Origin of the sequence: Streptomyces sp. NPDC008086 (genome assembly GCF_042957325.1) — a bacterium.
Classification (GTDB): domain Bacteria; phylum Actinomycetota; class Actinomycetes; order Streptomycetales; family Streptomycetaceae; genus Streptomyces.
Genome location: NZ_JBIBIA010000001.1, coordinates 762,585 through 785,905, shown reverse-complemented (window position 1 = coordinate 785,905; position 23,321 = coordinate 762,585). Strand labels below are relative to the sequence as shown.

Below are 23,321 nucleotides of genomic sequence, written 5' to 3'. Positions count from 1 at the left end.
CCGTAGCGACCCGCCACCGCCCCCCCGCGGCCCCCTTCCGGACCCCTATCCCCGGGCGGGGGGGGGGGGGGGTGGGGGGGGGGGGGGGGGCCGGCCCCCCCCCCCCCCCCCCCCCCCCCCTGGTCTTCACCCGAGGTGTGCTCGGGAGACCTTCTGGACGACGTTCCCGGTCAGGACTCGACCTGCTCGGTCACCTCGTCCGAGAACGTGGTCAGCCGGGTGTAGATGCCCGGATAACCGGCCTGGGCGCAACCCTCGCCCCAGGAAGTGATCCCTGCCAGGACGCCCCCGATGATCAGGGGACCGCCGCTGTCGCCCTGGCAGGTGTCGACGCCGCCGGAGGTGTATCCGGCGCAGACCATGTCGGACGAGAGGAAGTCCGACCCGTAGGAGCTCGCACAGCTGGAGTTGGAGACCGTCGGCACGGTCGCCGTGCGCAGCTGGTTGGAGGAGCTGCCGCCCGAGGAGGTGGTGCCCCAGCCGATGATGCGGGCGGTGGTGCCGGCCGCGTACACGCCGGTGTCCGAGGAGTCGACGTACGACGCCGGCGTGTACGGCATCGACGTGGACAGGGTCAGCACGGCCACGTCGTTGCCCTCGGTGACGTCCGTGTAGTCCGGGTGGACCCAGATGTCGCTGACTCGGGCGACGGTGCCGTTCGTGCCGTTGAGGTAGGTGCGGCCGCCGACGACGCGGACGCTGCCGGTGGACTCGCCGGCCATGCAGTGGGCCGCGGTGACGACCTTGGTGGCCGAGACCAGCGTGCCGCCGCAGAACTGGTTCTGCGAGGCGTCCGTGATCTGCATCATGAACGGGTACGCGGTCGTCGTGGTCGTGGTGCCGCCCACGATGCGGGAGGAGGCGGCCTCGGCGGTGGGGGCGCTGAGCAGTGCGGTCGCGGCGGCGGCAGCGGTCGCCGCGACGACGGCGGTCTTTCTGGCACGGGTGAGCCCGAACATGAGACTCCTCAGGGGGAATTGCCGGTGGGGGGGTCGCGCGGGTGTGGGGGGTGTGCACGGGGGTCGCGGGACCGACCCCCGTGTGCCCGGCGAGCGGCACGCACTCAAGGTAGGTCCCGGAAGTTCCCCTTCCCAATGAGGGAACCCCCTAAGGGAGTTGGGCAGGGAAAACCCTCGGTCGGGTTCGGTCAAACCTCCGCGGACCGACGAGGACGGGTGAACTCACATGCCGCGGGGTGCCGTACGGCACCCCGAACTCACGTCGTGCGGCGACCCGCCGCCAGTCTGACGATGTCGACCCGCGATCGGATCCCGAGCTTGCGATAAACACGGGTCAGTGTCGCTTCGACCGTTTTGACGCTGATGAACAGGCGCGCGGCGATCTCCCGGTTCGTCGCACCCTCCATGACCAGCGCGGCGACCTGACGTTCCATCGAGGCGAGCCCGTCCAGGGCGGCCAGTCCGTCGGGACCGCTCGGCGGCGCCACCGTGGGGGCGTCGGCCGACTCCGCGGGACGAGCGGCGGTGGCCGCCTCGACCTGCCGCAGCCACGGCAGCGCCCGGCAGCGGCGGAACAGCCGGGCCGCCTCGTCGTACGACGTCGGACCGGGAGTGCCGGTGCGCAGCTGGGCCAGGGCGAACGCGGCCCGGGCCTCCTCCAGGCTGTAGCCCAGCTTGCCGAGCCGGTCCTGCGCCGACGTCAACTGGGTCACCGCGGCGCCCCGTTCGCCGCGCGCCGCGCGCAGCAGCGCCTCGGCCCGGTCCAGGACGGCCAGAACGCTCTCGCGGTCCAGCCGCAGCGCCACCTCGCGCGTGACGTCGATGACGTCCCGCGCCTCCGCGAACTCGCCGCTGCGCACCAGCGCCTCGGCGAGGTCGCCGTGCCAGCGCCCGCGCGCCGGGTCGGTGATGCCGAGGCTCTGCTCCACCTCGCGCACCCGGCGCAGCGAGACGACGGCCGCCTCCGCGTCCCCGGCCACCAACTGGGCGTGCCCCAGGGCGGCCAGGGCACGGGAGACGTACATCTGGTCGCCGTCCTCCTCGGCGTGCTCCACCGCTTCCCGTGCCAGTGCCAGCGCCCGGTCCACCTCGCCACCCGCCGCCTCCGCGAGCGAGGCCAGCACGGCGGACGCGACCTCGCCGATCCCCGTGTCACGGGCGAGGCGCAGGCTCTCGCGGGCCAGGTCCAGGGCGCGCCCGCAGTGCCCGGAGTGCAGTTCGGTCTCGGCCACGCCGCGCAGGAAGTGCACCTCGCTCTCGACCGACCCGCGCCTGCGCACCTCGCGCAGCAGGGCGGTGACCGTCGCGCGTGCCTCGGCCAGCTGGTCGCTCATGATCAGCCAGCGGAACCGGGAGTAGCCGGCGCCGTTGTGATGGCACGCCACCCTCGGGTCCTGCGGCTCCTCCAGGGCCCGCCGGATGGTCGCGGGGGCGTCCGCGTGGCCCATCAGCGTCTCGATCTGCGCCTGGAAGGCGAGGGCCATCAGCTCGGTGTACCGGTCGCCGGCCCGCGCGGCCAGCTCCGCCGCGTACGCCGCCTCGCCGCGGGCCTCGTCGAAGTCGCCCTCCACGAGCAGGGCACGCCAGGTGAGCTGGTAGTGGACCAGGGCGAGCAGCCTCGGGTCGTCGCCGGCGTCGGCCAGGGCCTGCGGGAAGATCGCGTCGACCTCCGTCATGGCGTGTCCCGCCGTGTCGATCACGATGATCCAGGCTCGCACCCGGTCCTCGGGCACGGTGGTGCGGCTCAGCACCTCGCGGGCGATGTCCCGGGCGAGGTCCAGCTCACCCGCGGTGATCGCGTCCTCGGCCGCGGTCAGCCGCACCACCTCCGGGCTCGGCACGCTGTCCGCGGGCGTGTGCCGGGCGGCGAGCAGCCCCAGCTGCGCGGCCACCGACGGTGCGCCGCGGTCCCGGGCCAGGGCGGCGGCCTCGGCGAGGCGGGCGGCGACGTCCGGGTCGGTGCCGTGGGTGGCGAGGGCCAGGTGCCGGGCGCGTTCGATGGGGTCGGAGGCAGCCGTGGACAGCGCGGCGTGCGCGGCCCGGCGCTCCTGCGCGGGCGCCTCCGCGTACAGGGCGGCCGAGACCATCGGGTGCGCGAACCGTACGGCGGGCCCCTCCGGCTCGGTCGCCAGCAGCCCGAGGGCGGCGGCCTGCGCGGTCTCCGCCTCGGCGTTGTCACGGCCGGCCGCGTGCAGCAGGGCCACGGTCGGACGGGCCCCGGCGCTCGCCACGAGGAGGGTGCGGCGGGCCTCCTCGGACAGCATCTCCAGGCGGCTCAGCACCAGGGCGCGCAGCGAGGTGGGCACCGGCAGGGGCTCGCCGGGGCGGGGCGGGGTGGGGTTCTCGGCGAGGGCGCGGCCCAGTTCCAGGGCGAACAGGGCGTTGCCCCCGCTGGTGCGGTGGATGTCCCGGACCGTCGAGCGGGGCAGGCCGGTGTAGCCGCGGTGGTCGAGCAGGGCGGACAACTGGGCGCGCGAGAGGGGGCCCAGCCGAACGGCGAGGGTGTCCGGCGGGGACGCGCGTAGATGGCGGTCGTACTCCTGGCCGTCGGTCCGCACCGCGAAGAGCATCCGCACCGGGGTGTCGCCGAGCCGGCGGGCGGCGAAACCGAGGAGTTCGGCGCTGGCCGGATCCAGCCACTGGATGTCGTCGGCGACGACGAGGACGGGGCCGGTGTCGGCGAGGGCGCGCAGCGCGGACAGCACGGCCAGACGCAGGGCGAGGCCGTCGCGCTGGAGGGTGGACTCGCCGCGGCCGGTGAGCGCCGACTCCAGGGCGGTGCGCTGCGCGGCGGGGAGCCGCTCGGACACCTCGTCCAGGACCAGGCCGAGGAGGTCGGCCAGGGCCAGGAAGGGAAGGTGGGATTCGGACTCCGTGGGCGAGCAGCGCAACACGGTGCGCGCCGCCCCGCCGTATTCCCCGGCCAATGCCCGCAGGACGGTCGACTTCCCAATTCCGGCGGGACCGTGAAGCAGCACGCTGCCACCCCGCCCGAGCTGCTCACGCGCCGCCGTGAACAGCTCCTCCCTGCCGATGACCAGGTCGGGGCGGCATCTGGCAGGCTCCTTGAAGTCCCGTCGCACGGTCACCGCTCCCCTCCGTGTGTCGTGTCCGGGCCAATATTAGGCAACGGATCTTTGAAATTCGGACTGGCGACATGGTGAGGCAAATAACAGCTGTGGAGGGTTCGCGATCGGCAGGGGGAAATTCACGGCGCGGATGAATGAATCGCCCCGCGTCGGGACGCGCCGCAGCACGCGCCGCAGCACGCGCCGCCGACCGCCCGCGGCCCACGCCGCGGAGGCGGTGCAGACGCCGGGTCCACGCTGCCGCTCCGGTCCGCCGTGGCCGAGGCTCCCCTGCCCGCCGAGGTCGTGCCGCCGGCTCCGTCCGCCCTGGCTGGGGCGTCGCCTCCGACCGCTGCTTTCGAGCCGTCGCCCCTGTCCGCCGCGGCCGCGCCGCCCGCTCCGCCTGTCGCGGGTACGACAGCGACCTTGCCCGCCGCGCCCCGCCACCGCCGGAGCAGCACCCCTGCCGTAGGGGCTGTCCTGAAAGTCCCGCACAGCACCCGCGGCGCCCGGCACGCACCCTCGCCGCACCGGACACCGCAGGCACCGCACGGGACTTTCAAAACACCCCCTGGCACCCAAGCCCCCACCCGCCTCCACGACCACGCCGCCCGACCTCGCCCCTACGGCAGCAACCCGCCCCGTCGTGCCGCCGCCACCGCCTCGCCTCGGGTGTGGGCTCCGAGTTTGCGCATGGCCGAGCGCAGGTAACTCTTGACTGTTTCTGCGCGCAGGCCCAGGTGTTCGGCGGCGACGGCGTTCGTGGCACCGGTGGCCACGCAGGCGAGGACGTCGACTTCACGGGGGGCCAGTCGGGCGGGGTCGTGGTGGTCGGGCGGTGTGGGGGTGGTCCCCTGGGCCAGGAGGCCGCACGCGTCGAGGAGTTCCGTGCGCAGGGCGGGGTCGCTGATGCGGGGAGCCAGGGCTCGCAGGGCCGCGTGGGCCTCGCGCACCTGCTCCCAGGCGGCGCCCCGATCGTCGTACGGCGCCGGCCGGACCTCCTCCAGCAGCCCCCGCGCCTCGTCCCGCACCACCAGCGCCTGCTCCACGTCCCGCGCCGCCGCCACGGCCGCCGTCAGCGTGCGATCGCCCAGCGGCTGGGCCGTGCGCAGGGCCCCGTACAGGACACCGCGCACCCGGCGCCGTACGACGACCGGGATCGCCAGCACCGAACGCAGGCCCTCCGCGGCGACCGCGGCGTCGTACTCGTGGGTGATCTGCCGGGAGACGGAGTAGTCCGTGACCGCGCAGGGGCGGGCGAGGGCGACGGCCTTGCCGCCCAGGCCGTTTCCGGCGGTCACCGCGAGTCTGCTCAGGGACCCGGTCGCCGTGCCGTTCAGTTCGCTGATGCGCATCCGCGGGCGCCCCGGCTCCACCATGCCGCCGAAGGCGACCGGCAGTCCCGTCGAGCGGCGCAGGCGTACCAGCGCGCCCCTTATCTCCACCGATGCGGCCGTGTCCACTGCCACGTGCTCGCCCTTTCACCGCTGTTTCCCGAGCGCACACCCCCGTTCGGGGGTAGTGAGACCCATGTCACGGATTACACGATGACAGAGGGCCGCCCGGCAAGGTCCGGTATCCAGGAGGACAGATGACTACGGGGACGGAGCAGTTCCGCGACGCGCGGAACTTCCTGCTCGACCACCGCGAGGACTACGCGACCGCCTACGAGGGCTTCGACTGGCCGCGACCCGAGCGGTTCAACTGGGCGCTCGACTGGTTCGACGTCATCGCGGCCGGGAACGACCGCCCTGCGCTGCACATCGTCGAGGAGGACGGCAGCGAGGTCCGGCTGTCCTTCGCCGAGATGGCCGAACGCTCCGACCGCGTCGCCAACTGGCTGCGGGCACGGGGCGTGCGCGCCGAGGACCGGGTCCTCGTCATGCTCGGCAACCAGGCCGAGTTGTGGGAGACCGCCCTCGCCGCGATGAAGCTGCGCGCCGTCGTCATCCCGGCCACCCCGCTGCTCGGCCCGGCCGACCTGCGCGACCGGGTGGAACGCGGACGCGTCCGGCATGTCCTGGTCCGGGCCGAGGACACCGGGAAGTTCGACGAGGTACCCGGCCGGTACACGCGGATCAGCGTCGGCGGGGCACGCGAGGGCTGGCAGCCGTACGAGGACGCGTACGCCGCCTCCGCCGAGTTCACCCCCGACGGGCCGACCGCCCCCGACGACCCCCTGATGCTCTACTTCACCTCCGGCACCACCGCCCGCCCCAAGCTGGTCGAGCACACCCACACCTCGTACCCGATCGGGCACCTGGCCACCATGTACTGGATCGGCCTCAAGCCCGGCGACGTGCACCTGAACATCTCCTCGCCCGGCTGGGCCAAGCACGCCTGGTCCAACCTCTTCGCCCCGTGGAACGCCGAGGCGACCGTCTTCATCCACAACTACACCCGCTTCGACGCGGCCCGGCTGATGGCCGAGATGGACCGCGCCGGCGTCACCACCTTCTGCGCCCCGCCGACCGTCTGGCGCATGCTCATCCAGGCCGACCTGAGCGCCCTGCGCACCCGGCCCCGCGAGGTCGTGGCGGCGGGCGAGCCCCTGAACCCCGAGGTCATCGAACAGGTCCGGCGCGCCTGGGGTGTGACCATCCGGGACGGCTTCGGGCAGACCGAGACCGCCGTCCAGGTCTCCAACAGCCCCGGCCAGCCCCTGAAGACCGGCTCGATGGGCCGCCCCAGCCCGGGCTTCCGCGTCGAACTCCTCGACCCGGTCTCCGGCGCCCCGGGAGCCGAGGAGGGCGAGATCGCCCTCGACCTGTCCGCCCGCCCCGTCGGCGTGATGTCCGGCTACCACGGCGACGCCGACCGTACGGCGGAGGCGATGGCCGGCGGCTACTACCGCACCGGGGACATCGGCTCACGCGACGCCGACGGCTACATCACCTACGTCGGCCGCGCGGACGACGTCTTCAAGGCCTCCGACTACAAGATCAGCCCGTTCGAGCTGGAGAGCGCCCTGCTGGAGCACGAGGCGGTGGCCGAGGCGGCCGTCGTGCCCGCGCCGGACGAGCTGCGGCTCGCCGTGCCGAAGGCGTACGTCGTCCTGGCGGAGGGCTGGGAGCCGGGCCCCGACACGGCCAAGGTCCTCTTCGAGCACTCCCGCGAGGCCCTGGCGCCGTACAAGCGCATCCGCCGACTGGAGTTCGCGCCGCTGCCCAAGACCGTCTCCGGCAAGATCCGCCGCATCGAGCTGCGCGAGGCCACCGCCGCCGGGTCGGACGCCGAGTACCGCGAGGAGGACTTCCGATGAATCCGCTGAATCCGGTGAATCCGGTGAACTCCTACACCCACGGGACCGGCGACACACCGCTGCTCGGGGACACCATCGGAGCCAACCTCGACCGGGCCGTCGCCGCCTGGCCGGACCGGGAGGCACTCGTCGACGTGCCGTCGGGGCGGCGCTGGACCTACGCCCGGTTCGCCGCCGACGTGGACGAGCTGGCGTACGCGCTGCTCGCGAGCGGGGTCGCCAAGGGCGACCGGGTGGGCATATGGGCGATCAACTGCCCCGAGTGGGTCCTGGTGCAGTACGCCACGGCCCGCATCGGCGCGATCATGGTGAACATCAACCCGGCCTACCGCACCCACGAGGTCGAGTACGTCCTCAACCAGGCCGGCGTCTCCTTCCTCTTCGCGTCGCTGAGCCACAAGACGAGCGACTACCGGGCGATGGTCGAGCAGGTGCGCGGCAAGTGCCCGCGACTGCGGGAGACCGTGTACATCGGGGACCCCAGCTGGGACGCGCTGATCGCGCGGGCGACGCCGGCGCCGTTCGAGGAACTGTCCTGCGACGACCCCATCAACATCCAGTACACGTCCGGCACGACGGGCTTCCCCAAGGGGGCCACCCTCTCCCACCACAACATCCTCAACAACGGCTACTTCGTGGGGGAGTCGATCGCCTACGGCGAGCAGGACCGGGTGTGCATCCCCGTGCCCTTCTACCACTGCTTCGGCATGGTCATGGGCAATCTGGCCGCCACGTCCCACGGCGCCTGCATGGTGATCCCGGCCCCGTCCTTCGACCCGAAGGCCACGCTGGAGGCGGTCCAGCAGGAGCGCTGCACCTCCCTGTACGGCGTCCCGACGATGTTCATCGCGGAGCTGAACCTCCCCGACTTCGCGTCGTACGACCTCTCCACCCTCCGCACCGGCATCATGGCGGGCTCGCCCTGCCCGGTGGAGGTGATGAAGCGGGTCGTCGCCGAGATGCACATGGCGGAGGTCTCCATCTGCTACGGCATGACGGAGACGTCCCCGGTCTCGCTGCAGACCCGGATGGACGACGACCTCGAACACCGCACCGGCACGGTCGGCCGCGTCCTGCCGCACATCGAGGTGAAGATCGTCGACCCGGCGACGGGAGTGACGCAGCCCCGGGGCACCGCGGGCGAGCTGTGCACCCGCGGCTACAGCGTCATGCTCGGCTACTGGAACGAGCCAGAGAAGACCGCCGAGGCCGTCGACGCCGGGCGCTGGATGCACACCGGTGACCTCGCGACGATGCGCGAGGACGGCTACGTCGAGATCGTCGGCCGCATCAAGGACATGATCATCCGGGGTGGCGAGAACATCTACCCGCGGGAGATCGAGGAGTTCCTGTACGGCCACCCGAAGATCGCGGACGTCCAGGTCGTCGGCGTCCCGCACGAGCGGTACGGCGAGGAGGTGCTGGCCTGCGTCATCCCGCGCGACGCGGCGGATCCGCTGACGCTGGAGGAGCTACGGGCCTTCTGCGACGGGCAGTTGGCGCACTACAAGATCCCCAGCCGATTGCAGATCCTCGGCTCCTTCCCGATGACGGTGTCCGGGAAGGTACGGAAGGTGGAGCTGCGGGAGAAGTACGGAACGGCCTCGGCCTAGAGGGCGAGCAACACTGTCCCGGGCTTCTAAGCGCTTCGACGGCGATCGACGATCGAGGCCCCTGTCGATCAACTTGCTTTGGTCATAACGGGGAGGGCGGCGTGGAGTTCCGCCTTGACAGGTCTGAACCTCGGTGTGAATCTTGCACCGATTCGCTGTCGAAGCGCTTGCGCGGTAGGGGGAGCGGGACCGTTGGACGGTGGGAAGTCGACGGTCCGCAAGGGCCCGCTCGGTGGCGCGCAGGAGTTCGAATGGTGGAAGATGCAGGACACCCGCCTGCGCGCGGGGTCGAACGCCCTGGTCTGGATGGCGCCCGAATGTCCCCTTGATCTAGGCCAGGCCCGCCGAGTCGTCGAATTGCTGGTCCAGCGCCACGAGGCCTTCCGTACCCGCATCGTCCGAGGCCCCGACGGCCTGCCCGAGCAGCGGACCGACGCGCCTCCGCCGGACGGGCTCCATGTCCTGGACGAAACGGCCGACAGTCGCAGGAGCCTCGAACTCGCCATCAGCGAGACCGAGTTCGACCTGTCGCAGGAGGGCCCGCTGAGAGTCGGGGCGGTGCGCGCGGGGGAGCGGGTGACCGAACTCCTCTTTGTCATCTCCCACTGTGTCTTCGACGGGCACAGTATCCCGCTGCTCCAGGCGGAGTTCGCGCTCGCCGTCCGCGAGGTCGCACTGGGCGCGGAGCCGGCAGCAGCCCGCCGTCGGCACCAGCCGCTCGACTCTGCCTTCGCCGAGCAGAGCGGACCGCTCGCGCAGCAACGAGCCGCCTCGACCGCCCACTGGGCGAGGGCTGTTCGTGAGATCCCGAACCGGATGTTCGTCCCGGCCCAGGACGACCTGATGCACCGCTACGGGGCGATGTACCGCACGAGCCGCCTGGCACCGCTCCTGGCACTCGCCGCCCGGCGCCATCGGACCACCCCGGCCGTCGTCCACGCCGCCACCGTGCACGCGCTGCTCGCCGCGCTCTCCGCTGCCCCGAGCAGTGTCGTGCGCAGTCACTTCGTCGGCCGGACGGATGCCGAGGCGGAGACCATCGGCTGCTTTCACTGCATCCTGCCCGTGGTGGTGGCGACCTCTGACCGGCCCGGTTTCGGCGCGCTCGTCGAGCGGGTGGCCATGCAGACGCTGCGCGCCCAGAGCCGGTACCGGATCGGCTATCTGACCCTTCGACAGCTCATCTCGGCGGAGGAACGTCGACGAGGAGTTGCCATCGCCGACGGCACCATCGTCAATTTCTCCTTCGACGAAGGTTTCGCGTCTCTGCAGCATGGCTCCGAGGAGGAGTTGCTGGCGGCGGCCGACGCCGGAGGTGAACTCGAACTGCTGATGGGCCGTAACGAAACCACGCCAGAACACCGAGGGCTGGACAGCTATCTCATGACCCGGATCGCCGATGGCGTCGCGGTGACCAACGCGACCTTCAACGGTGCGGTGTTCACCGCACCGCAGATGCGGGCCCTGCTGACAGGCCCGGAACAGCTGCTCGCCGCCCACCTGCGAGGAGACCTCGACTGGGACGGGACATGCCGGATCGCCCAGAGCGGCGACCCCTACGCGCCGGCGCCGCCCGCCGTCCCGGTGGTGGGGGTGGATCTGGTGCTGCCCGAGCGGGTCGACGAGGCGCTCGTCTCGCACCCCGCGGTGCGGGCTTCCTCCACCACCGTGACCCGCGGCGCCGATGGCACGGTGGGGCTCGAATGCCGGGTGATCCCCGAACCCGGGACCGGAGAGCCGTTCACCGACGTCGAGTTGCGGGAGCATCTGCTCTCCCAGGTGCGGCCCGGGGCGGCGACGGCGGCCCCTCAGCGCTTCCTGATCGAGGGCCGGGCGAAAGAGGGAGCCGACGGGACCGAGTCGTCGGTCCTCGCCCTGGTCGCCGCGGTCCTCGAAGTCAACGGGATGTCCACGGCCGACGAGAACCAGGGTTACGCGGAGAACGGCGGCGCGCTGGGCGCCGTCCCCGCGATCATCGACCACCTCGCCGAACAGGGCTACACCGGCCTCGGGCCGCACGACTTCACCCTGCCGATGTCCTTGCGCGGCATGGGCCGACGGCTGCGCCGCCGTGAGGAGTGAAGGGAAGCCGGAGGGCGGCACGTGAGTCACTGTCCGTGTTGCTGTCGCCTCACCGGCCCTGTGGCAGTCGCCCAGTCTCCATGTCAGGAAGAGAGGCCGCCACGGGAATGGAGGTCACGGTACCTGCTCGTGCATTCGTCGATGATCTCGGGCAAGGCCCGTCTGCGGAACAGCAGTTCCAGAGGGAAGTCGATCTCCAGGCGCGATTCCACGCGGGTCATGAATGCGACTGCGGACAGCGAGGTGCCTCCGAGCGCGAAGAAGTTTCCCTCGCCGCCGGCGGCCTGCTCTCCGAGTGCCGCGTACCACGCCTCCTCGACGGTGCCGCGGATGTCGCTGTCGGTTGCGGTCACGATCTCTCCCTGCCGGCCGAATCCGCCCCCTGAGCCTCCTGCCTACCTGACACGGCCCAGAGCCCAGACACGGTCGGCGGGGCCTTCGATGCGGTCGGCCGGGATGCCGTCCCGGTAGATCTCCTCCTGCTTGATGTCCCCGGTCTCCAGCACCTCGGTCCAGGCGCGGGTGGGGCCCGTCCCCCAGGGCACCCAGGGGGTGAGGTCGTCCACGACGACGAGGCTTCCGGGGCGGCACAGCACACGGCAGTAGTCGATGTCGGACTTGACGGCCTCGTACTCGTGCCCGCCGTCGACGAAAGCAAGGTCGAACAGGGACTCACCGTGCTCCGCGATGAATTTCGGCAAGGCGGTGCGGGAGTCCTCCACGATCAGCTGATGGCGGCCGGGGAACCGCTGGTCGATGAATTCCTTTCCTATCTGCGCCGCCTTGTTGTCCGGCAGGTCGAAGGACACCACCTGAACGTCGTCCGAGGCGGACAGGAAGGCGTGGCTGGAGAAGCCGACATTGAATCCGATCTCGAGGACGGTGCGGACCTCGGCCCGCTGGACCAGCTCCATGAGATAGGTCAGTTGGGGCACACTCGAGGACAGCTCGGAGATCGATATGTCGCTGGCCAGTACGTGATCCCAGATTTCCTTCGTGAAAGTGCGGATCGTGTCGGGCAGGCTGACTGAGTGACGTTCTTCCATGTCGTCTCCAAATCACAGCCGATTAGCGAAAGAATTCATTGAGGCACCATGGAACGTGCTCTGGCAGACACTGTCAACACCCCGTCGTACAGAGGCACCGACAACTGTTGGCCGCCTGCCCTCGCCATGTCCGCCCAGGGCTTCCGGGTGCGGCTATCGCGACCCGCGCTCGTCGTCGGGACAATTATTGCGTTTGTCTCGCTGGCGAGACAGGCTCGCCCGCAAGCCGGACGGACGGTTGTCCGTATGATGTGTGAGGTGGCAGTTCAATGTCTGATCGTGTTGCCGTGGTCGGGATGTCGATTCGCGCGGCCAAGGTGCAGAGCGCGGCGGACTTTTGGCGCCTCCTGATCACAGGGCGTTCCGGACGGCGTAAAATAGAACCCGCGGAATTGATACGGCGACGGGTGCAGAGTCGCACATACGAGGATCCGGCGTATGTGCCTGTCACCTATTCCATGGAGGATTCCCTCGGGTTCGATCCTCAAGCATTCGGGTTCGGTCGGTCCGAGGCAGAGCTGACCGACCCGCAGCATCGCGCGATGTTGGAAGCCTGCTACCGGGCAGTGGAGAGCTCAGGATGTTTCATCGGTTCATTGCCTGATCGCGTCGGAGTGTTCGTCGGATCGCGGAAGAGTGCCTACGGAACACAGATCGAGTACCTCTCGGCCTCGGCCGGCATGGATGTGGACCTCGCCGAGCTCGCCATAGGCACCGATCCCGACTACCTGTCCAGCAGAATTTCCTATACCTACGGTCTCACCGGTCCGTCGATGACCGTCCTGACCGCCTGTTCGTCCTCGAGCGTGGCAGTGCATCTCGCCTGTCAGGCAATCCTTGCGGGCGAATGCGATTCGGCGCTCGCGGGCGGCGTCGCCGTGGATGCGACGGACGCGGGCTATACGTCCACCGCGGGCGGAATCTACTCGCCACGAGGCCGGTGCGAGCCGTACATGGCCTCAGCCGACGGCACCGTGGAGGGCAATGGCGTCGCTGTCCTCTTCCTGCGACGGTTGGATGTGGCGTTGGCCGCGGGCAACCCGATCCTTGGCGTCATCGCCGGTACCGCGGTGAACAACGACGGCCGGGAGCGTGCGGGCTTTACGGCGCCAGGGGTTGCCAGCCAGTCCGATCTGATCGAAGAGGCCCTGGATGTCGCCGAGTTGAGCGCCTCCCGTATCGGTCTGCTGGAGGGGCACGGTGCCGGCACGAGCATCGGGGACGCGCTGGAGATCGAGGCCGCGATGCAGGCATTTCGATCCAGTGGAGACAGTGGAGGCAGTGGAGCCGGTGCCGACGAGTGTCGGCTCCAGTCCGTCAAGGCGAACATCGGAAATCTCACCGCGGCGGCCGGCGCGGCAAGCATCATCGCCTGTCTGCTGGCCCTGCGGCATGGGCAGATTCCTCCCAACGCCCCCCTGGTGGAAGGAGCCCCGCCAACCGATCTGGCAGGCACACCGTTCAGGCTGGCAGATACGCCGATTGCCTGGCGACGTTCGGACCAGGGCCGGTATGCGGCGGTCAGTTCGTTCGGGTTGGGCGGAACAAACGCGCATGTCATCCTCGGCGATGCCGAGCGGGAATTGCGTCTCGCCTCTCGCAAGGGGCGGCACTGGCAACTGCTTCCGCTGTCCGCGGACGACCCGGAACGCCTTTCCGGAACCGTCGATGCCGTGCGTGAGGCAGTGGACGGAACCTCGGCCGACCTTCGTCAGGACATTGGCCACACGCTGCGCACCGGTCGCCCGGAGCTCCCCGCGCGCGCAGCTGCGCTGATCCCGGTCGACGCCGGGGCGGGCGGCGGGAAGTGGCCGGCGCCGGAGCAGTTCCACATGGTTCCCGAAGTGCCGCCGACACTCGTCTTCGTACTCCCCGGCGAAGCGGTCAGAGCGCCGGACGTGGCGCTCGCTCTCTACCGGGCGGAGCCGGCTTTCCGGTCGACCGTGGACGACGGCCTCGACATCATGAAGCAGGTGCTGGCCCCTGAGATGTTCGCGGCTGTGCGCGACGCCTTCCTGCACGGCAGGCATCCGATCGCGACGAACGCGCTTCAGCCGGTGCTGCACCTGCTCGGCCTCGGACAGCACGCGTTCCTCAGCGACCTGGAAGTCAGGCCGGACCTGCTCATGGGGCAGGGCGTCGGTGAGCTGACCGCCGCCCAGCTCAGCGGCGTCCTCTCGTTCGAGGACGCAGCGCGGGCGGTGTGCTGGCGCAGCCAGGCCATGGCAGACCCTTCGGAACACGCCGAAGCCGTCGTTCGCTTCAGCCGTCGGATGCGCGAGGTACGGCTGAACTCTCCTACCACGCCGACGCTTTCATCCGTTTCGGGGGCATGGCTGACCAGCGAGGAGGCGCGTGATCCCGGGTACTGGGGAGCGCAACTGGATGAGCACGGCCCCTTCGACGAGGTCCTGCGCTCTGTGGTGGCCGAGCACCCGGCGGCTGTGTACCTACAGCTGAACGCCGGGACGAACCTGCTTCAGGCCGCTCGGCGTCGGGGAGTGCCTGAAGACGCTGTCGTGGCCCTGGCATCCGATGGAGAGGACCCGGACGGCTGGTGCTCGCTGCTCCAGGCTGTCGGAACTCTCTGGGAACAGGGCGTGCGGATCAACTGGCAGGCCTATGCCGAGCGCGATCACGCACTCCGGGCCGACATCGCGCCACGGACCTTCGGGCGGATCCCGTACCTGCACCCCGCACTGCTGGAGCACTGCCCCGGGATCGACCCGGCGGACCTTTCGGGAAAGCGGGGCAGCTGATGACGTTCCAGGTAGGTGCGAACCCGGCCTCTCTGTCGCAGCAGCGGATCTGGTTCACTGAACAGTTGCTGCCCGGGACCCCCAGGAACAACCTGTGTGCGCAGTTCGTCGTACACGGCGAGCTGGACGTACCGACTCTCGAGCGCGCGGTCAACGACGTCATCGAACGGCATGAGGTCCTGAGAACCAGATTCGGGATCGTGGGTGACGCCCTCGTCCAGAATGTGCTGGACGAGGCCCGAGTTGCTGTGCGAACGCTTGACGCAGTCGATGAAGAGTCCGTCTTCGCCACAGCAGCGGAACTCGCCCGCCAGCCATTCGATCTGGGCGACGCGCCTCTGGTGCGTGCAGACCTGGTGCAGGGCAGCGGTGGCACCAGCATTCTGGTGTTCGCGCTTCACCACGTCGTGGCCGACGTCCGGTCGCTGGACATCTTTCTGCGTGAGGTCATGGAGCTCTACCGAAAGCATCGGGCAGAGGGCGTGCCGGACCTGCCTGATCTGCCGCCGACCGGCTTCGTCGACTTCGCGACACGGCAGCGTGAGTGGGTGAATACGCCGCATGCCATCGAACGACGGGCAGCACAGGTACGCGAGCTTTCGGAGTTCCCCGCCGTGGTCGATCTTCCGGCCGACCGCCCCCGGCCGGCCGTGCAGACGTTTGCCGTGGCGTCTACGTCCTGGCGTACCTCGCCATCTCTGATGCGCAAGCTCGAGAAGGTGACCCTGGAGCACGGAGCAACCCTCCAGACGATGGTTCTGGCCTCGTTCTCGGCCGTTCTGAGTCTCTGGGCGAGGCAGTCACGGCTACTGGTGGCGACCCCGGCAGCCAACCGCTCGTCGGTCGAGACCGAACGGCTGGTCGGCCCCTTCGAGAACACCCTCGTGATCCCGGCGGATACGACTGGAGACCCGTCCTTCACCGCGTACCTCGAGCGCATTCGTGACGTGCACCGGAGAGTCGCCTCGGAGAACGTCCCGTTCGAGGAAGTCATCGACGGCATGGCGCCCGAGCGCAGCCTGTCCTACCACCCACTGGTGCAGGTGCTGGCCGCATTCGAAGAAGCCTCCGTGTCGCCTACGGAACTTCCCGAGGCCGAACTGGAACTGATTGGCCATCAGGCGGGAACATCACAGTTCGACCTGGTACTCAAGATCACCCCGGTCGGCGGCGGCCTGGACTGCCGGCTTCAGTACTCGACCGACCTCTTCGACCAGGACACGGCGGAGCGGTTCATCAGGCATCTGCGGCGGCTGTGGGAGGTCGTCGCCGTCAGACCGGATGCCGGAGTCGGGAGTATCGACCTGGCAGACCCGGAGGAGCGGGCCCTGCTCTCCACACTGGGCACGGGCCCCACGCGCCCGGTCGATCCCCGCGCGCTCCCTGCCAGGCTGTCCGAGACCGCGCACGGTCGACCGGACGCCGTCGCGGTGCAGGCATCCGACGGCAGTTACACATACGCGCGGTTCATCGAGCGAGCAGAGGCGATCGGCGCGGCGCTGACGGCCCGTGGGCTGCGGCCGGGCGACCTGGTCGGCGTAGCTCTTCCGCGCGGCCGCGACCTGCCGGCGGGTCTGCTCGGCGTCTGGACTGCGGGGGGCTCCTACGTACCACTTGACCCCGCGTACCCCAGAGCCCGGCTGGAGCACATGACGCAGGACGCGGGCATCAAGGTCCTGTTGAGCACTCGCGACCTCGCGGACCGCATCCCTGTGCCCGCAGATACCGAGGTGCTGGTGTTGGACGACCCCGCATCACCGCTGCCAGCCGGGAAGCCGGCCCCCGTGACATGTGGCGACCACGTGGCCTACGTGATGTACACCTCCGGCTCGACCGGCCGCCCCAAGGGAGTGATGGTCAACCACAAGAGCCTCGGGAACCTGCTGGACGACTTCCTGTCCGAGACCGGGTTCGGTACGCGCGACCGGATGCTTGCGCTGACGTCCTTGTCCTTCGACATCGCAGGGCTGGAACTCTGGCTGCCGCTGCTGGCCGGAGGAACACTGGTGATCGGGCCACCAGGTGTCGGCGGCGACCCGGAGCGGCTGCACGAACTTCTCTCCGCCGAGAAAGTCACGGTCGTGCAGGCCACCCCGGCGACCTGGAAGCTCTACGCCTCGTCCCACCGCGTCGCGCCCCCTGCGCTACGGCAGATATGGAGTGGTGGCGAGCACTTGCCGCACTCGCTCGCCCGGGCGCTGACCGCGATGGGGCCTGAAGTGCACAACCTTTATGGTCCGACGGAGACCACCATATGGTCGACGCGTGCCGTCCTGCGGCCGCTCGACAGCGCTACCGGAATCGGGCGGCCCATCTCCAACACTCGCCTGTTCGTCGTCAAGGCCGACGGCCTCCAGACCCCCATGGGGATACCTGGAGAGCTGTGCATCGGCGGTGCTGGGCTGGCGCTGGGCTACCTCGGCCGCCCCGATCTGACCGCACAGCGTTTCGTCGATGTCGAAGGGCTGCCCGTCTACCGCACCGGAGACCTCGTCAGATGGCGGTCCGACGGGAGTCTCGAGTATCTCGGGCGTCTCGACGACCAGGTGAAGATCCGTGGGCACCGAGTGGAACCCGGGGAAGTCGATGCCGTGGCCCGAGCCTGCCCTGACGTCCGGGACGCCGCCACGCTGGCCGTGACGACATCCGCAGGAGAGGAGCAACTGGTCACCTTCGTGACGCCGGGGAAGGGCACGGATCAAGCCGATGACACCACGGAAGACTGGCGCGCCATCTGGGAGAACGCCTATGCCGAAGGCGAACCTGCCGAAGAGGACGACTTCAATCTGAAGGGCTGGCAGAGCAGCTATTCCAAACAGCCACTGCCAGAAGCCGAGATGCGGGCCTGGGTGACGCAGACCGTCGACAGAATCGCCGGAACGGGCGCTCGCACCTTCGCGGAGATCGGCTGCGGCACCGGCTTGCTGCTGCTGCGCTTGGCGCCTGCGGCCGACCGCTATCTGGGTATCGACTTCTCCGCAGAAGCGATTGGCCATGTGAGGAGCGCGGTCGCCCGGCGAGGGCTCACCGGCCGGGTGCGGCTGGCAACGGCAGCTGCCCTGGAGATCGGGGAGGTCGCCGACGGCGAACTCTTCGATTGCGTGGTGATAAATTCCGTTGCCCAGTATTTCCCTGGCCGGGACTATCTCACGGAAGTCCTGACCGAGGCGAGCAAGATCGTAGTTCCTGGCGGACATATCTACGTCGGTGACCTGCGGAGTCTGAAACTCGCAGAGGCGTTCCACAGCAGTGTGCTGGCGATGGACGACCGGCTGGGAGCCGAGGAATCGCGCGCCCTCGCCGCACGGCACGCACTGGAGGACGATGAACTCCTCATCGACCCCGGGTACTTCGCAGAGCTTCAGGACGCGCTTCCCGCGGTGACCGGGATTCAGGTATCGCTGAAGGCCCCCGGACACGACAACGAGATGACGCGCTTCCGCTACGACGTCCTGCTGCAGATCGGCGGGGAGGTACCGGATCAGCCGCAGCCCTGTGAGCACCTCGGCTGGGAGGAGGTCTCCGACCTCGAGGGCCTGGACGGACTGCTCGGCGCGTCGAGTTCCGCCGCGGTCGTCGTCGACGGCATTCCGAATGCCCGCGTCGCACGCTTCGCCCAGCTCGCGTCGGGTGGTGAGATGCCCCACTTCATGTGTCTGCCGGAGGAACTGGACGAAGTGGCGGCTCGCCACGGCTGGGACACTTGGCATGCCTGGTCCTCTCGCCTCCCGCAGGAGGGACGCATTCGGACGAGCTTCACTCACCGCAGCCGGTGGAGCGGACACTTCATGCACGAGCGGCCGACGATCGACGGGCCCACGAGCAACGACCCTGGGCAGGGAGCTCGGTTGCAGGTGCTGAAACACAGTGTGCGAGCCTTCCTGCGGCAGAGTCTGCCTGAATACATGGTGCCGAACCGGGTGCTGACCTTGCCGGAATTTCCTCTGACCCCGAACGGGAAGACCGACCGGAACGCCTTGAAGGCCCTCGCTCGACAGCAGGTTTCCAGTACGGATCACGTCCTTCCCAGTGGACCTGTGCAAAGTCTTCTGCACGAGATCTGGTGCGAAGTACTGAACGTTTCTCGCGTCAGCGTCGCGGAGAACATCTTCGACGCCGGCACCACATCCCTGCTCGTGGTGCGGATACGCCAGGAGCTACGGAATCGGCATGGCATCGACATCCCGCTGACCTCCTTCTTCACGTATCCGACGATCTCGTCACTCGCCCAAGCTCTCGCCCAGACGCTCGACCCGGATATGGAACGCCACGACTCCGCCGGGCGGCCCGCGACCCCTCGTGCGCACAACGCCACAGCCGCGCGTCGTCGGCAGCGCCGCCGGCAGTGAGAGTCGCCCGCATCGGCCCGTCGGCGCCGGTGAGCTCGGCGAGAACCTGTTGGCATCCTGCCCTTGTTGAAGCGCTTCGACACTGATCGAGAGTCGAGGTTCGTATCGCTCAATTTGGGTGGCAATACTGGGTAGTTGAGCCCGTAATGTCCCCTTGACAAGCCTGAATCTCGATGTGAATCTGGCTCCGATTCAGTATTCAAGCGCTTGCGAGGCAAGGGGAACGACGCCGTTTGAGGGCTGGTGGTCGACGGCTCACGGCGGCCTGCTCGGTGGCGCCCAGGAGTTCGAGTGGCGGAGCATGGAGAGAGCCCAGGGGGTAACGATGCGCAAAGCTGTCAGCCCGGCAGGCCAGACCGCGCGGCATATGGCAGCAAGAGCCGCGCGGCAGCCGCGAGGCTCAGGTGTTCAGCTGTACAAGTCTGGCTTGCTGTTCACGGCCAAGCAGAGCTTCAGTACCTGGGAAGAGCTCGGTACCGAACTGTTCTCTTTTGCCGACTCCTCCACCTGGTGGATCGCCGATTGGCTGGTCTATGGAGAGGCCTTATTCCATGACCGCTACGAGGAAGCCATCAAGCGAACGTCGCTCAGTTACCAGACTCTGCGCAACTACAGCTGGGTCGCGCGCGCGTTTCCGCTGGCCCGCAGGCGTCAAGGTCTGAGCTTCAGCCACCACCTCGAAGTCGTGGCACTGGAGGAACCGGAGCAGGACTACTGGCTGCGGAAGGCGGAGGAACTGCGCTGGAGCAGAAACAAGCTGCGTCGGGAGATTCGCGGCAGTCTGCTCATGCGGCAGAGCGAACTCACGCAGTCAGGCGCCGGGTGTGACGAGGAGTCAAGTAGCCTCACCCGCACGGCAGACGGGTCCACGTCGACGCTGCTCCTGCGTGATGCCACCACCTCCACGGCTGAAGCCCGCTCGCTGATACTGCAGTTCTCGGCCGATGAGCTGGCAGGCATGGGGAGGGCCGCCAGGAGGGACAGTGAGTCGGTCGAGGCCTGGGTGGCGAAGATCGTACGGCGAGCCATCGACTGTTCCTGAAGGGGCTCGCTACCCGGCCCGAGCCGCATGACAAACGGGTTCAAGATACGGAGTCAGATCCAGCCGTATCCGTGCCACCGACGTGGACCGCGAAAAGACGCGCATCGAAGTAGTGGTCATCCGGTGACTGCACCACGGGGCCGAAGGGCACCCAAGGCGCTCGCCCTTCGATGACGGGAACGAGAGCCCGCCCCACCAGGCAGATGACGGCCGGTCGCGGGACGCGCCTGAGGGAGCGCTCGATATTCTCCAGCACCTTTTCTGTCACAGTAGAACTAAAGGGCTCATAGAAGTAGAAAACGCCCGCATCGTCCGGGATTTCAAATGATTCGGCACTCTGGTGGCGTATGTCGATGTCGTCGCACTTCTTTGCGGTGGAGTCGTATTGCGTCACATTCCGTGTGGCAATATCGCAGAGGTGCCCGGAGAGTTCGACCCCGATGATTCTCTTGAAGGGAAACTCGGAAGCCACGAGAAGCACACGGCCCTTACCGGAGCCGAAATCGATGAAGGCCACGTCCTCGTAGTTGACGGGAACCTGCGATATCACCGCCCTCAGGGTTCCGGCAGGTGACGGGGAGTACCGGTAGTTGTTCAGCAGGTCGAAATTGTCGGCCCCGCCGGCGTCCCAGCTTTCGAAGGGGGTACTTGTTTCGACTCCGAAAGACGTGTCGAATTTGTCGATCCGGTCGATCTCGGCGACCTTCGCGTCGAATGCTTCCTGGGCTTCCAGGTAATCGAGGAAGTTCCGCCGCTTGCCCTTGTCGGTCACTACGCTCTCCTGGGAATGGGTCGGCGTCAAAGGTAAGGCGAGTATGGACCTGGAACCGATGACATGGCCACGCTTCATCGCCTGTCTCGCCGGCGGGACAAGCTCGGCATGCCGCTCCCTGCGCGCTGGTGTCAAGAGGGAGCATCTTCGTCGAAAAGACTGCAGGTGTGCGGTTGGATTTGCCCTGGTCCGCAGTGAGAGATTTCATGCCTTGACCGCGGCGTGCATCAAGGTCTTTCGGGGCCTTTACATGACAATGGGGGAGGCGCGATGGATTGGCTGTTGTCGCAACTTCAGGGTCGATCCGACGCCGAGGCCATGGTCGGGCACGGCGGCAGGGTCACGTACGCCGAACTCGCGGAGCGGACCACCGGCTGGCTGGCCGAGCTGAGCCGGCTCGGAGTAGCGGCAGGCGAGAGTGTGGCGGTCGTCGGGAACGCCTCACCGAACACGGTCGCGCTCTTCGTGGCACTCGCCGTCCGAGGCGCCGTCGTGGTTCCCCTCGCCCCCGCCGATCCGCCGAGGGAACAGCGGGAGCACCGGATCGCGGCCGCGCATGCGACCCGTGTCATCGAGTTCAGCGGTCCTGACGAGTGGACTGTTCGGACCGTAGGGGCACCGGACGCGCCGACGCCACGCCTTCTGGCCGAGCTCGCCAGAAGCGGAGACGCCGGGCTGCTGCTGTTCTCCTCAGGCTCGACGGGCGAGAGCAAGGCGGTCCTGCTCTCGCTTCCGCGGCTGCTCGACGGCTTCCGCGCGTCGTCGCGCCCTCGGCGAACGCTGCAGTTCATGGCGCTCGACCACATCGGCGGAGTCAACACGTTGTTCCGCTCGCTCGTCGGCGGCGGCACGGTGGTCACCGAGCCGCGACGCACCCCACAGCACGCGTGCGAGGCCATTCACCGTCATGGCGTCCAGGTTCTCCCGACCACGCCGACCTTCCTCAACATGCTGCTGCTCTCCGGCGCTTACCGGAACTACGACCTGTCCTCGCTCGAACTGATCACCTACGGCACGGAGCCCATGCGCGAGATCACCCTCGCGCACGCGGCCAGAGAGTTCCCGCATGTGCAGTTCAAGCAGACCTACGGTCTCACCGAGACCGGCATCCTGCCCACGCGTTCGCTCTCGTCGGACTCGTTGCAGATGGACGTCGGCGGGCGGGGATTCCGGACGAAGGTGCGGGACGGGGTGCTCTGGATCAAGTCGCCGAGCGCCATGCTCGGGTATCTCAACGCGCCCAGTCCGTTCGACGACGAAGGGTGGCTCAACACCGGGGACGCGGTCGAGGTGGCCGAGGACGGGACGCTCCGCGTACTCGGGCGGCTTTCGACGCTGATCAACGTAGGGGGAGAGAAGGTGTCTCCGGCCGAGGTCGAGAATGTGCTGCTCCGGGCCGGCAATGTCTCCGACGTCATAGTGACCGGACGGTCGAACGCCGTCACCGGGCAGATCGTCACGGCCACGGTCCAGCTGGTCGAGCCGGAGGAGAAGAGGGCGCTGAACAGTCGGCTGCGCCAGTTCTGTGGCGAACACCTACCGCCCCACAAGGTTCCGGCCGTCATCACCGTCTCGGACGCTCCGTTGCACGGCGAGCGATTCAAGCGCATGGGGAGCGCCGTATGAACCGTGCCATGGACCAGCGTCCCGTGGCGCTCGTCAGCGGAGGCAGCCGAGGTTTGGGACTGGCTCTGGTGACGGACTTCCTGGAGCGCGGTTACCGGGTGGAGACCTTCAGCCGGACCGAGTCCGCCGAGCTCACCGCGCTGCGCGAATCCACCGCGTCGGACGCGCTGTTCTGGTCCTCGGTCGACGGAACGAACGACGAGGCGGTCGAAGAGTTCGTCCGTGCGGCCGTGCGTCGCCACCGGCGTATCGACGTGCTGGTGAACAACGCGGCGATCGGGCTGGAGGGTCTGCTGACCCTGACCGCCCCGACGGCCATCGACACGGCGCTGCGGACCAACGTGACCCTGCCGGTTCTGCTCACCCGGGCCTGCCTCAAGCCCATGCTCGCCCGCCGGACCGGCGTGGTGATCAACCTGTCCTCCATCAACGCGCTGCGCGGACAGACCGGCGTCGCCGTGTACGGAGCGGCGAAAGCGGCTCTCGACGGGCTCACCCGAGGTCTTGCCCGTGAAGTCGGTCCTGCCGGGGTCCGGGTGGTCAGTGTCGCCCCCGGCTACTTCGACAGCGAGATGACCGCGGGCATCAGCGAGGGCCAACGCCGCCGCATCGTCCGCCGGACGCCGTTGGGCCGCCTCGGGTCGGTGGAGGACGTGCTCGGCGTCATCAGGTTTCTCACCTCGCCCGGGGCGAGCTTCATCACCGGCCAGACCATCACCGTCGACGGCGGTTACACCTGCTGA

14 protein-coding genes are annotated in these 23,321 nt (G+C 68.8%); 8 read left to right on the top strand and 6 right to left on the bottom strand.

Annotation, left to right across the window (positions count from 1 at the left end; translation table 11 throughout):
- Positions 1–170 precede the first annotated feature (170 nt).
- The 3 genes from ACFZBP_RS03435 to ACFZBP_RS03425 form a co-directional block, all read right to left on the bottom strand.
- Positions 171–959, bottom strand: a complete 789-nt coding sequence (locus tag ACFZBP_RS03435; protein WP_391409583.1) for a trypsin-like serine protease — start codon at positions 957–959, stop codon at positions 171–173.
- Between the two features lie 257 nt (positions 960–1,216).
- On the bottom strand, positions 1,217–4,048 hold the full coding sequence (locus tag ACFZBP_RS03430) for an AAA family ATPase (RefSeq protein WP_391409582.1): 2,832 nt from the start codon (positions 4,046–4,048) through the stop codon (positions 1,217–1,219).
- A gap of 602 nt (positions 4,049–4,650) precedes the next feature.
- Positions 4,651–5,490: a LuxR C-terminal-related transcriptional regulator gene (locus ACFZBP_RS03425; protein ID WP_391410338.1), complete on the bottom strand. Its 840-nt coding sequence runs from the start codon at positions 5,488–5,490 to the stop codon at positions 4,651–4,653.
- Positions 5,491–5,618: 128 nt separating this feature from the next.
- Between ACFZBP_RS03425 and ACFZBP_RS03420 the strand changes: the two genes are divergently transcribed.
- The 3 genes from ACFZBP_RS03420 (at position 5,619) to ACFZBP_RS03410 (ending at position 10,984) form a co-directional block, all read left to right on the top strand.
- Positions 5,619–7,289, top strand: coding sequence for an AMP-binding protein (locus tag ACFZBP_RS03420; RefSeq protein ID WP_391409581.1), 1,671 nt, complete (start codon positions 5,619–5,621; stop codon positions 7,287–7,289).
- Positions 7,286–8,902, top strand: a complete 1,617-nt coding sequence (locus tag ACFZBP_RS03415; protein ID WP_391409580.1) for an AMP-binding protein — start codon at positions 7,286–7,288, stop codon at positions 8,900–8,902. Before ACFZBP_RS03420 ends, ACFZBP_RS03415 begins: the two co-directional genes overlap by 4 nt.
- Before the next feature lie 192 nt (positions 8,903–9,094).
- Positions 9,095–10,984, top strand: a complete 1,890-nt coding sequence (locus ACFZBP_RS03410) for a condensation domain-containing protein (protein ID WP_391409579.1) — start codon at positions 9,095–9,097, stop codon at positions 10,982–10,984.
- Positions 10,985–11,067: 83 nt separating this feature from the next.
- Here the strand turns inward: ACFZBP_RS03410 and ACFZBP_RS03405 are convergent, their stop codons facing one another.
- Both ACFZBP_RS03405 and ACFZBP_RS03400 read right to left on the bottom strand, forming a co-directional pair.
- Positions 11,068–11,337 carry a phosphopantetheine-binding protein gene (locus tag ACFZBP_RS03405; protein WP_391409578.1) on the bottom strand — a complete coding sequence of 90 codons (270 nt, stop codon included), beginning with the start codon at positions 11,335–11,337 and terminating at the stop codon, positions 11,068–11,070.
- Between the two features lie 42 nt (positions 11,338–11,379).
- Positions 11,380–12,030, bottom strand: coding sequence for a class I SAM-dependent methyltransferase (locus ACFZBP_RS03400; protein WP_383446717.1), 651 nt, complete (start codon positions 12,028–12,030; stop codon positions 11,380–11,382).
- Positions 12,031–12,299: 269 nt separating this feature from the next.
- Between ACFZBP_RS03400 and ACFZBP_RS03395 the strand changes: the two genes are divergently transcribed.
- The 3 genes from ACFZBP_RS03395 to ACFZBP_RS03385 all read left to right on the top strand — a co-directional run bounded on the left by ACFZBP_RS03395 (position 12,300) and on the right by ACFZBP_RS03385 (position 20,180).
- Entirely contained in the window at positions 12,300–14,789 is a 2,490-nt protein-coding gene (locus ACFZBP_RS03395; RefSeq protein ID WP_391409577.1) for a beta-ketoacyl synthase N-terminal-like domain-containing protein, read from the top strand.
- Entirely contained in the window at positions 14,789–19,138 is a 4,350-nt protein-coding gene (locus ACFZBP_RS03390) for an amino acid adenylation domain-containing protein (protein ID WP_391409576.1), read from the top strand. The genes ACFZBP_RS03395 and ACFZBP_RS03390 overlap by 1 nt, the downstream gene beginning before the upstream one ends.
- A 325-nt stretch (positions 19,139–19,463) precedes the next feature.
- Positions 19,464–20,180, top strand: coding sequence for an LmbU family transcriptional regulator (locus ACFZBP_RS03385; RefSeq protein ID WP_391409575.1), 717 nt, complete (start codon positions 19,464–19,466; stop codon positions 20,178–20,180).
- Between the two features lie 40 nt (positions 20,181–20,220).
- Here ACFZBP_RS03385 and ACFZBP_RS03380 read toward each other — a convergent pair whose 3' ends face one another.
- Positions 20,221–20,952 (bottom strand): class I SAM-dependent methyltransferase, encoded by a 732-nt coding sequence (locus tag ACFZBP_RS03380; RefSeq protein WP_391409574.1) that lies wholly within the window; start codon positions 20,950–20,952, stop codon positions 20,221–20,223.
- Positions 20,953–21,222: 270 nt separating this feature from the next.
- Between ACFZBP_RS03380 and ACFZBP_RS03375 the strand changes: the two genes are divergently transcribed.
- On the top strand, positions 21,223–22,578 hold the full coding sequence (locus ACFZBP_RS03375; protein WP_391409573.1) for an AMP-binding protein: 1,356 nt from the start codon (positions 21,223–21,225) through the stop codon (positions 22,576–22,578).
- Between the two features lie 8 nt (positions 22,579–22,586).
- Positions 22,587–23,321 (top strand): SDR family oxidoreductase, encoded by a 735-nt coding sequence (locus ACFZBP_RS03370; protein ID WP_391409572.1) that lies wholly within the window; start codon positions 22,587–22,589, stop codon positions 23,319–23,321.

Coding starts and splice junctions, on each gene's coding strand:
- ACFZBP_RS03435 (WP_391409583.1), bottom strand. CDS start 959: ATGTTCGGGCTCACCCGTGCCAGAAAGACCGCCGTCGTCGCGGCGACC.
- ACFZBP_RS03420 (WP_391409581.1), top strand. CDS start 5,619: ATGACTACGGGGACGGAGCAGTTCCGCGACGCGCGGAACTTCCTGCTC.
- ACFZBP_RS03415 (WP_391409580.1), top strand. CDS start 7,286: ATGAATCCGCTGAATCCGGTGAATCCGGTGAACTCCTACACCCACGGG.
- ACFZBP_RS03400 (WP_383446717.1), bottom strand. CDS start 12,030: ATGGAAGAACGTCACTCAGTCAGCCTGCCCGACACGATCCGCACTTTC.
- ACFZBP_RS03395 (WP_391409577.1), top strand. CDS start 12,300: ATGTCTGATCGTGTTGCCGTGGTCGGGATGTCGATTCGCGCGGCCAAG.
- ACFZBP_RS03390 (WP_391409576.1), top strand. CDS start 14,789: ATGACGTTCCAGGTAGGTGCGAACCCGGCCTCTCTGTCGCAGCAGCGG.
- ACFZBP_RS03385 (WP_391409575.1), top strand. CDS start 19,464: ATGCGCAAAGCTGTCAGCCCGGCAGGCCAGACCGCGCGGCATATGGCA.
- ACFZBP_RS03375 (WP_391409573.1), top strand. CDS start 21,223: ATGGATTGGCTGTTGTCGCAACTTCAGGGTCGATCCGACGCCGAGGCC.
- ACFZBP_RS03370 (WP_391409572.1), top strand. CDS start 22,587: ATGGACCAGCGTCCCGTGGCGCTCGTCAGCGGAGGCAGCCGAGGTTTG.